The sequence below is a fragment of the Streptomyces sp. SBT349 genome (assembly GCF_001083795.1).
Classification (GTDB): Bacteria; Actinomycetota; Actinomycetes; order Streptomycetales; family Streptomycetaceae; genus Streptomyces.
Map to the genome: position 1 here is coordinate 1 of NZ_LAVK01000354.1, position 8,970 is coordinate 8,970.

11 protein-coding genes are annotated in these 8,970 nt (G+C 73.4%); 1 reads left to right on the forward strand and 10 read right to left on the reverse strand.

Translation table 11 applies throughout. The features are described 5' to 3' along the window. The 3 genes from ADY01_RS29755 to ADY01_RS29765 all read right to left on the reverse strand — a co-directional run. Positions 1-1,397 (reverse strand): condensation domain-containing protein (locus ADY01_RS29755; protein WP_234320464.1); only part of this gene is annotated, 1,397 nt, incomplete at its 3' end. A gap of 95 nt (positions 1,398-1,492) precedes the next feature. Then, a complete protein-coding gene (locus ADY01_RS29760) occupies positions 1,493-2,323 on the reverse strand; it encodes an ABC transporter permease (protein ID WP_049579666.1) in 831 nt (276 codons plus the stop codon). Continuing rightward, the gene (locus ADY01_RS29765; RefSeq protein ID WP_049579668.1) at positions 2,320-3,333 is read right to left on the reverse strand and encodes an ATP-binding cassette domain-containing protein; all 1,014 of its coding nucleotides are present in this window, start codon (positions 3,331-3,333) and stop codon (positions 2,320-2,322) included. Before ADY01_RS29765 ends, ADY01_RS29760 begins: the two co-directional genes overlap by 4 nt. 365 nt (positions 3,334-3,698) lie before the next feature. On the opposite strand from ADY01_RS29765, the gene ADY01_RS29770 reads away from it, so the two are divergent. Beyond that, a complete protein-coding gene (locus tag ADY01_RS29770; protein ID WP_049579670.1) occupies positions 3,699-4,451 on the forward strand; it encodes a thioesterase II family protein in 753 nt (250 codons plus the stop codon). 72 nt (positions 4,452-4,523) lie between these two features. Here ADY01_RS29770 and ADY01_RS29775 read toward each other — a convergent pair whose 3' ends face one another. From ADY01_RS29775 to ADY01_RS29805, 7 genes are all read right to left on the reverse strand, one after another. Continuing rightward, positions 4,524-4,796, reverse strand: coding sequence for a helix-turn-helix domain-containing protein (locus tag ADY01_RS29775; protein ID WP_049579672.1), 273 nt, complete (start codon positions 4,794-4,796; stop codon positions 4,524-4,526). 78 nt (positions 4,797-4,874) lie between these two features. Further along, a complete protein-coding gene (locus ADY01_RS29780) occupies positions 4,875-5,144 on the reverse strand; it encodes an acyl carrier protein (protein WP_049579673.1) in 270 nt (89 codons plus the stop codon). 25 nt (positions 5,145-5,169) lie between these two features. Continuing rightward, the gene (locus ADY01_RS29785) at positions 5,170-5,586 is read right to left on the reverse strand and encodes a hypothetical protein (protein WP_049579675.1); all 417 of its coding nucleotides are present in this window, start codon (positions 5,584-5,586) and stop codon (positions 5,170-5,172) included. Between the two features lies 1 nt (position 5,587). Beyond that, positions 5,588-5,995 carry a hypothetical protein gene (locus ADY01_RS29790; protein ID WP_049579677.1) on the reverse strand — a complete coding sequence of 136 codons (408 nt, stop codon included), beginning with the start codon at positions 5,993-5,995 and terminating at the stop codon, positions 5,588-5,590. After that, positions 5,995-6,333, reverse strand: a complete 339-nt coding sequence (locus ADY01_RS29795) for a DsrE family protein (protein WP_053171335.1) — start codon at positions 6,331-6,333, stop codon at positions 5,995-5,997. The genes ADY01_RS29790 and ADY01_RS29795 overlap by 1 nt, the downstream gene beginning before the upstream one ends. Positions 6,334-6,465: 132 nt before the next feature. Next, positions 6,466-7,520 (reverse strand): prephenate dehydrogenase (locus ADY01_RS29800; protein WP_234320465.1); only part of this gene is annotated, 1,055 nt, incomplete at its 5' end. A 40-nt stretch (positions 7,521-7,560) separates the two neighbouring features. Further along, positions 7,561-8,970: aminotransferase class I/II-fold pyridoxal phosphate-dependent enzyme (locus tag ADY01_RS29805; RefSeq protein WP_049579676.1), on the reverse strand; the 1,410-nt coding region annotated here is incomplete at its 5' end.

Genomic DNA, 8,970 nt, shown 5'->3' on the forward strand with positions numbered 1-8,970 from the left:
GCGGGGGGCAGCGCGCGTTCCCGCTGGGCGGGCGGGAGCACGTCCAGGCGGCCGGTGGGCAGCGCGCCGTCGGCGTCGGCCAGCCCCTCCAGCACGTGGAGCAGCCGCGTCTCGTGCGCGGCGAGCTCCGCCGCGTCGTAGCGGTCGGCGTTGCCGTCCAGGTCGATGTGCAGGCCGCCGCCGTCGGGGCTGACGTGGACCACGACGGAGAAGTCGTCGGTCGGACCGATCGACAGGTTGCGCACGGTGGCCCGGTGTCCGTCGAAGGTGACGACGTCGGTGAAGGCCATCACGTTGACCTGGGGGCCGACCAGCGGGCGCTCCGGACCCCCGCCGTGCTCGCGGCGCAGGTCCTCGTACCGGTACCGCTGGTGGCGCATGGCCTCGCGGAGCCGGCCCGCGACGTGGAGCAGCGCCTCGCCGACCGTCATGGCCGGGCGGAGCGCGACCCGCAGCGGCAGCAGGTTGGAGACCATGCCGGGGGTGGAGCGGGACAGGCGGCCGAGACGGGTCGTCACCGGGACGCCGAGCACCGCCTCGTCGGCCCCCGCGGTGCGCTGGACGTACAGCGCGACGGCGGTGAGCACGACGGTGGGCCAGGGCACATCGGCGTCGTAGGCGGCGTCGCGCAGCCGGTCGAGCGCGGCGGCGTCCAGCACGACGCCGCGGCGGATCCTCTCCCGCGGCGGCACCGGGGGCCGGGTGCTCAACGACGCGGGCGCGGGGGCGCCGGCCAGCCGCCCCGCCCAGAACTCCCGGTCGGTGGCGAGGAGTCCGGAGGCGCGGTAGTCGGCGTCGGCCTCGACGAGCCCGGCCAGGGGCAGGAAGCCGGGGCCGCTTGCCGCGCCGTCCGGCCCGTCGGCGTTGTACAGCTCGGCGACCCGGCGGGCCACCGCGGCGACCGTGAAGCCGTCGGCGACGAGGTGGTGGTAGTGGTGGAACCACAGGTGCCGGTCGTCGGCCAGCACGAACAGCGCGCTCCCGAAGAGCGGCCCGCCGCCCGGGGCGCCGATCTCCAGGGGGGTGGCCAGCTCCCGGCGCATCGCCCGTTCGGCGGCGGCGAGCGGGTCGCGCTCCCCGCGCAGGTCCACCACCGGCAGCGGCCAGGCGCCCGCCGCCTCGACGTACTGCCGCGGCCCCTCGGGGCCGTCGAGCACCACGACCCGCAGCGTCTCGGCCTCCTCCCGCACCCGGCGGACGGCCCGCTCCAGCCGGGCGGCGTCCACCGGCCCGGCGATCTCCAGGTACTCGCCGCCCCGGAAGGCGGCGTTGAGCGGGTCGAGCTGCTGCGCGTGCCAGATGCCCAGCTGCGCGGCGGTCAGCGGCAGTCCGCGTCCCGAACGGCCATCCCCGCCGTCGCTGTCGCTCACGGCGCGCATCGAGGTATCGCCAAGCACGTCGATGTCCCCTTCGGGTTCGGGTGGACAAGGTGTGGGTGAGAGAGGGGCGGGCCCGGTGCCGCCGACCCGGTCGGGTCAGCGGCCGGTCCGGGTCAGAGCCGCCGGGCGTACGCCCGGACCGCAAGCGGCACGAACAGCACGAGGACGACGGCGGCGGTGAGCACGGTGGTGCCGATGTCGGAACCGGCCGACGAGGCCGGTCCCGTGAGCAGGTCGCGCACGGCGGTGGCGAGGTGCGACACCGGGTTGATCTTGACCCAGGCCTGGAGCCAGCCGGGCAGCGAGTCGGTGGTGACCAGGGTATTGCTGCCGAACGCCAGCGGGAACAGCAGCATCATCACGAGCATGTTCACCGACTCGGGCTTGTCGGCGATCAGCCCGATGGTCAGGGCGATCCAGGAGAAGGCGAAGGACACCAGCAGCACCAGCAGGATCGCCAGCAGCACCGACAGCGGGTCGGTGTGCACGCGGAAGCCGAGGATCACCCCGAACCCGAGGATCACGACGGTGGCGGCCGCCTGGCGCGGGAGGTCGCCCACGACATGCGCGATCAGCGGCGCCGAGCGGGCGATGGGCAGGCTGCGGAAGCGGTCGAAGATGCCCTTCTCGATGTCCGTGTTGATCGCCTGGCCGACCGTGGTGACCATGAAGGCCGCGTTCTGCGCGAGCATGCCGGGCAGCAGGAACTGGAGGTACTCCGACTGGCTGCCCGAGACCGACCCGGCGAACAGCACCATGAACATCAGCATCATGATGATCGGCTGCAACGCGCTGAAGACCACGATCTGCGGCGAGGTGCGCAGCTTGCTCAGGTTGCGGCCGACCAGGGCCGAGGTGTGGGTCAGCAGGCTGCCCTTGGGCGCCGCCGCCACCACCGCCGCGCCGGCGGGGGCGGCAGGGGCGCCGAGTGGGGTGCTGGTCATCGGGAAGTCCTTTCGGCGGCACCGGCCGCGATCGGCGCCGCGTCGGCGTCTGTTTCGGCCGCCGCGGCGGCCTTCGGGCTGCGGCCGGTCAGGGCGAAGAAGACCTCGTCGAGGGTCGCCTGGCGCAGCCCGAGCTCGACGAACGGGATCCCGGCGTCCTCCAGTTCGCCGACCAGCCGGCGCAGCGCCCCGGTGTCGCCGACGGGGACCTCGATCAGCCCGGTGTCCTCGTCCACGGCGGGCTGCGAGCCGGTGACCGCGGCCACGTGCCCGGCGGCCCGCGCGCAGTCCCCGGTGGACACGACCCGGACCTGGAGGGCGAGCCCTCCGGCCTTCGACTTCAGTTCGGTCGGAGTGCCGCTGGCCACCACCCGGCCCTGGTCGAGCATCACCAGGTCGTTGGCGAGCTGGTCGGCCTCCTCCAGGTACTGCGTGGTGAGCAGCACCGTGACGCCGTCCGCCACGAGTTCGCGGACCAGTGACCAGACCTCGTTGCGGCTGCGCGGGTCGAGGCCGGTGGTCGGCTCGTCGAGGAAGAGCACCCGGGGGCGGCCCACCAGGCTCGCGGCCACGTCCAGCCGGCGCCGCATGCCGCCGGAGTAGGTCTTGACCATCCGGCCCGCCGCCTCCTCCAACTCGAACCGCTCGATGAGCTCGGTGGCCCGTGCGCGGGCTGCCGGGCGGGAGGCGCCGAGCAGCCGGGAGATCAGCTCCAGGTTCCGCAGCCCGGTCAACTCGTCGTCCACCGCGGCGTACTGGCCGGTGAGACCGATGGCCGCGCGCACCTGCTGCGGCTGCGCCACGACGTCATGGCCGTCGATCCACGCCTGCCCGCCGTCCGGGCGCAGCAGGGTGGCCAGGATGCGCACGGTGGTGGTCTTTCCCGACCCGTTGGGGCCGAGGAGTCCGAGAACGGTGCCGGGCCTGGCGGTGAAACTCACCTCCGACAGCGCGGGACGCTCGGATTTCGGATACGACTTGCTCAGACTTTCGACTCGGATGGTCTCCACTGCACGGCCTCTCGGTCACGGGCCACCCATCCTCGCGAGCGGGGCGGGCGGCCAAAAGTCCGTATTAAAGAATCCGAAGAGTTTCTTGTGGGCGGCCCCGGGACCGGCGCTTCAAAGTTTTGAGACAGAGAAATTCGATCGGCGGTTGCGTGGCGCGTGACGTTCCCTCACCCTGGCGCCACCCGCCGGAACGGGCCTGCGGATCGCGGCGGTCGGGCTCCCGCGGCTGCCGGGCGGCGCCCCGCGCGGCCGGGGCCCCTCCTCGCGCCGCCATCCGGCATCGAAGAATTCGCAGTGCCCTTCCGCAGGTTCGCGGATCGGCGCGTACAGTCGCCGCTCAGTCCCCGTCCGCAGGGAGAGTCCAGGTGCCCCCTTCCGCCATCCGTCCGCTGCCCCGTCCGCACGCCTCCCGTACCCTGCTGTGCCTGAGCTTCTGCGGGGGCGGCACGGCGCCGTTCCGGCCCTGGGCGCGGTCGCTGCCGGAGGACGTCGAGCTCGTCCTGCACTGCTACCCGGGCCGCGAGGGCCGCTTCACCGAGCCGTTCGCCAAGGACTGGCGGGACATGCTGGACGACGCGCTGACGGCGTTGCGCGGCATCGCCCGGCGCCCTTACGTGCTCTTCGGGCACAGCATGGGCGCCTGGGCCGCCTTCGATCTGGCGCGGCGCGCCTCGGCCGAGGGGCTGCCCGCGCCGCAGTCGCTGGCGCTGTCGGCCGCCGACTCCCCGGCCCTGTGGCGGAACGCGACACGGCACCGGCCGGAGCCGAACGACACCGACCAGCAGCTCATCGACTGGATGTGCGCCAAGGGCCAGTTGCCCGAGAGCATCCTCGGCGACGAGGGCATCATGCAGATCGCCGTGGAGATCCTCCGCGCCGACCTCGGCATCATGAACAGCTACCGGTACGGCGCCGGCGACCGGGTCGAGGTGCCGGTCCAGGTGCTGCTCGGCGAGGACGACAGCATCGGCGCGGAGGCGCCGGAACGGTGGCGGCTGCTGAACGGCGGCCCCCTGGAGGCGACCTGGCTGCCCGGCGGCCACTTCTACACCCCCGAGGTGTGGGCCCGGCTGCCCGAGTACCTGACGGTGCTGGGCCGCTCGCCCTCGGCGGCCTGATCCGCGCGCGGGGGCCCCGCGGCGCCGTGCCCGGCGGCGCGGGGCCCCCGCGGCGGGTGGCGCCCGCCCGGGTCAGGCCGGGCGGGCGCCCTTCGAGCGATCGATGAGCTTCATGCTCTCGATGAGGGTGAGAACGACGCGGGCGGACGGCAGGATCATCCGGCCCTCCCGGGTGAGGTGGGCGCCGGTCGAATCGCGGGTGAACAGTTTGATGCCCAGCACCCGTTCCAGGCATTTGATCTGATAGCTGATGGCGGGCTGTGAATATCCCAGCGCCTTCGCCGCTTGGTCCATGCGCCCGATCTCGGCCACGGACACGAAGGCGCGGAACTCACGTTCGTGCACGGCTCTCCTTTTCTTTTCTCTTACGGCGCGCGCGGAGCGGAGGTCCGGCGGCGACGCGCCGGCGCCCCGCTCCCGCCGTCACGCCGCGGACAGCCTTCCGGACAGCAGCCGGTAGGCGCTGTCCAGGGAGGTGACGCTGCGCAGTTCGGTCTCGTCCAGTCGCAGCCCGTACGTCTTCTCCAGGACGACCACGACCTCCAGGGCCATCAGGGAGTCGACCTCGAGGTCGTCGGTGAAGCTGGCGTCGTCGGTCAGTTCGGCGACCTCGACATCGAGGACCTGCGCGATGGTGGTGCGCAGCTCCTCCTTGTCGAGCCGGATGGCGGGGCGGGAGGGCGACGTGGTCATGGCTGTCTCCGTTTCTCAGGAGGTGTCACAGGAAGCACACCGTCCGGTAGTCGGACCACCGGGCCGCGGCCTCAGTGGTCGAGATCGTTCGTACGCCGTCGAGCAGGCGCCCCTCGCGGTCGAGGCCATAGGCGCGCACCGCGGACTCCTCCGCGTACAGCCGAAGCCCGGCCCTGAGCAGGACCTGTACGTCGGAACGCTGGTCGGTGAGGGTGTCGATGAGCAGCCCGCCGAACCTCAGCTGCCCCACGTGTGCCCCGGCGGCGGCGTAGGTGACGGCCAGGCCGCGCAGCAGGATGTCCATGCCGCCCATCTGCCGGTGCAGCTCGGCCGCCAGGTACAGGGTGTCCGCGTACTGCTTCTCCACCGTGCCCCGGTAGGCGCGTTCCACGATGGCCAGCACCTGGGCCCCTTCGACCGTCGGCCGCGTCGGGTCGGCCATGTCAGAGCACTCCGACCATCATCGTCTTGGCGGCGGCCGCGCCGTTGGCGGCGAAGGCCGAGGGGCCGCGCAGCGCGACCCCGGGCATCTGCTCGCCCGCGCCGCGGTCCTCGCTGCAGAAGCGGCACACGTACCAGTGCAACCGCCCGGGGAAGGCGGCGAGCAGCTCCCCGACCAGGGCGGCCGTCGAGGGGTAGGCGCGCGACCAGTGGGCGATGTCGCGCGGCTTGTGGGCCCCGAGGGACGCCTGGGTCAGTGTGGTCGCGTAGCCGCAGGCCCACACCTGGACGCTGCCGCCGCGTTCCAGCATGGCCTGCACCAGGCGCAGCACGCTGGTGGTCAGGTCCGACTCGTGCGGCGCGCCCATCAGGACCATCAGCACGTCGGTGCGCGGAACCGGACGCGCCATCAGTGCCACACCACCCTCACGTCGGGGTCGAGCAGCGCACCGGCCACGGCGTCCACGTCCACGATCCGCGCCGCGGGCAGCAGTGCGGCGTCGGCGAGGCCGCGTTGGGCGAGGGAGAAGCCGTCCACCCAGATCCGGCCGCCCTCCGCGCCGAGCGCCTTCACCTCGGCCGAGCGGCCGGGCAGCGCCATGGTCACCCCGTCCTGGAGCAGGAACAGCAGCACGCCGTGGCCCGCGCGGGCCTGGAGCAGTGCGTCGCGGCAGAAGCCCGCGCCGTCCGCGGTGGCCGCCGCCCTGCTCTCGATCAGCAGGTACTCGGCTCGCCCTGGCTGTGCCATCCTTCCCCTTCCGTCGCACCGCTGTCCTTTCTAAGCCACGCCGTTCGCGGGCGGCAACGTGTGGTGCATGAAACTGCCAGGGCGCCCGGAGCGGCCTGACGTGCGGTGTCACGTTGGTGTCAGCCGCCCGTCTCAGCTGATGTCGGCGTCGCGCATGATCCAGCCGTCGGCGCGCAGCACCCGGCGCAGGCCGGGAGCCGCGGACTCCTCGACCAGGAGCTCGACCAGGCCGCGCGGCTGGTCCACGGCGTGCTCGATGCGGAGGTCCTCGATGTTCACCCCGGCCTCGCCGACCGCGGCGAACAGCCGTGCCAGCGAGCCCGGCTGATCCGGGATGACCACGGGAAGCGGCACGTACACCGCCGGCCCGGCGCCCCCCTTGCGCGGGACGCGCGCGTGCCCCCGGTTGCCGAGCCTGAGCAACTCGTCGAGAAACGCGGCCCCTTGCTTACTCGCCGGTCCCTCGGTCCCGCGCAGGGCGCGCAGCGCGTCGATCGCCCGGCCCAGGTCGTCGGCGAACGCCTCGAGGACGTCGGCCACCGCGTCGGCGTTCGCGTCCAGGATGTCGCCCCACAGCGTCGGATCGCCTGCCGCGACCCGGCTGACGTCCCGGAGGCCCTGCCCGGAGATGCGCAGGTGCTCCTCCTCGGCCGGGGCGAGCCGGGCGGCCACGAGCGCGGAGATCAGGTGCGGGGCGTGCGAGGTGAGGGCGACCGCGCGGTCGTGCCGCACACTGTCCATCACCATCGGCACCGCGCCGCACAGCGAGACCAGTTCGAGCCCGCAGTTGAGCGCGGCCCGGTCGGTCCGCACCGAAGGGGTGAGCACCCACGTCCGCCCCTCGAACAGGTCCGGCCGCGCGGCGAGCGGCCCCGAGCGCTCGCTGCCCGCGAGCGGATGGCCGCCGACGTAGCTGGAGAGGTCCCCGCCCGCGGACCGAATCTGGTCCTGTGGGCGGGCCTTGACGCTGGCGACGTCGGTGTACGCGCGGGCGAGCCCGCTGCGCTGGCTGCGGGCCAGCACGGTGCCGATGTGGGCGGGCGGCACGGCGAGTACCGCGAGGTCCACCGGCTCCTTCGGCGGGCCGACCGAGCCCGCCCCCATGGCCTCCGCCGTCCTGGCCGCCGCCGGATCCGCGTCGTCCAGGTGGACCGTGACGCCGTGCCTGCTGAGGGCCAGGGCCACGGNAGGTGCCGATCAGGCCGGTCCCGACGATCGCGGCGGACCTCATCGGACCCGCTCCGCGGGCGCCGTCGCGTCGGCGAGGACGCGCGGCTCCGCCTCGATGAAGCGGGCCAGGCGGGCGATGCCCTCCTCGATCCGCGCGTGCGGCAGATAGCTGAACGACAGTCGCATGGTCCGTTCGCCACCGCCGTCGGGGTAGAAGTAGGACATCGGCGTCCAGATGACGCCGTGGTCCCCGGCGGAGCGCATCAGGGCGGCGTTGTCGGTCGCGAACCCGGCCCGCAGGGTGAGGAAGAAGCCGCCGCTCGGCTCGGTCCAGCTGACGCCCAGGCGGTCGCGGCGGTCCTCGGGGAAGTGGCGGGCCAGCTGGTCCAGCGTCGTCCGGAGCGCCTTGCCGTAGTGGGCGGCCGACGCGGCGCCGAACTCGGCGATCCTGCCGCCCGAGGACAGGAGCGCCCCGGCGACGACGGCCTGGCTCAGCGACGAGGTGTTGACCGTCACCATGCTCTTGATCTTGGTGAGCTCGTCCGCGAGCAGAGTGACCGCGCCGGAGGCGTCCGTGACCCGCTGGTCGGCGACGGCGTAGCCCAGGCGGGCGCCGGGGAAGACGGTCTTCGCGTAGGAGCCGAGGTGGACGACGCGGCGTGCGCGGTCCAGGGACTTCAGGGTGGGCAGCGGGCGGCCCTGGCTGACCATGCGGTAGGGGCTGTCCTCCAGGATGAGCAGGTCGTGGCGCCCGGCGAAGTCGAGCAGGTCCTCGCGGGCCTCCCGGGAGAGGGTGGCGCCGGAGGGGTTGGAGTGGTCGGGAACCACGTAGAGCGCGCGGGGCCTTCGCCCGCGGGCGCGTTCGGCCCGTACCGCGGCTTCGAGGTCGGCGCGGGCGATGCCGTTCGCGCGCTCCTCGACCGGGGTGAGGGGGATGTCGAGGAGCCTGGCCGCTCCGGTGATGCCCACGTAGCAGGGGCTGGCGACCAGCAGCACGTCCCGCGGGCCCGAGAACAGCGCGCGCAGGGTCAGGAGCATCGCCTCCTGGCAGCCGACGGTGACCACGATGGACTCGGGCTCGACGTCGATGCCCTCCTCCGTGGCCAGCGAGTCGGCGATCAGCTCGCGGATCTGCCCGGCCGTGGGGCCGTATTGGTGCAGCGCGGTCGAGACCTCGGTGGCGGAGGCGCCGCCGTCCGTCAGGTGGGCGAGGTAGCGGCGGAAAAAGGAGAGGGTCCGCTCGGTGTCGAAGAACCCCTCGTAGGGGCGGCCCGGCGCGAAGGAGATCGCGTCGGGGAAGCGGTGGGTGACCTCGTTGAGGAAGGTCATCGTGTCGAGCACCGGGTCGGACAGGCTGGCGTGCAGCTCCGCCTTGTTCAGCGGCGCGTTCCGGGGCAGCGGCGCGTCCGGCGGCCGGGCCGCGGCGAGCGCGGGCTCCGGCTCCGGCCGCGGCGTGGGCTCGGGCCC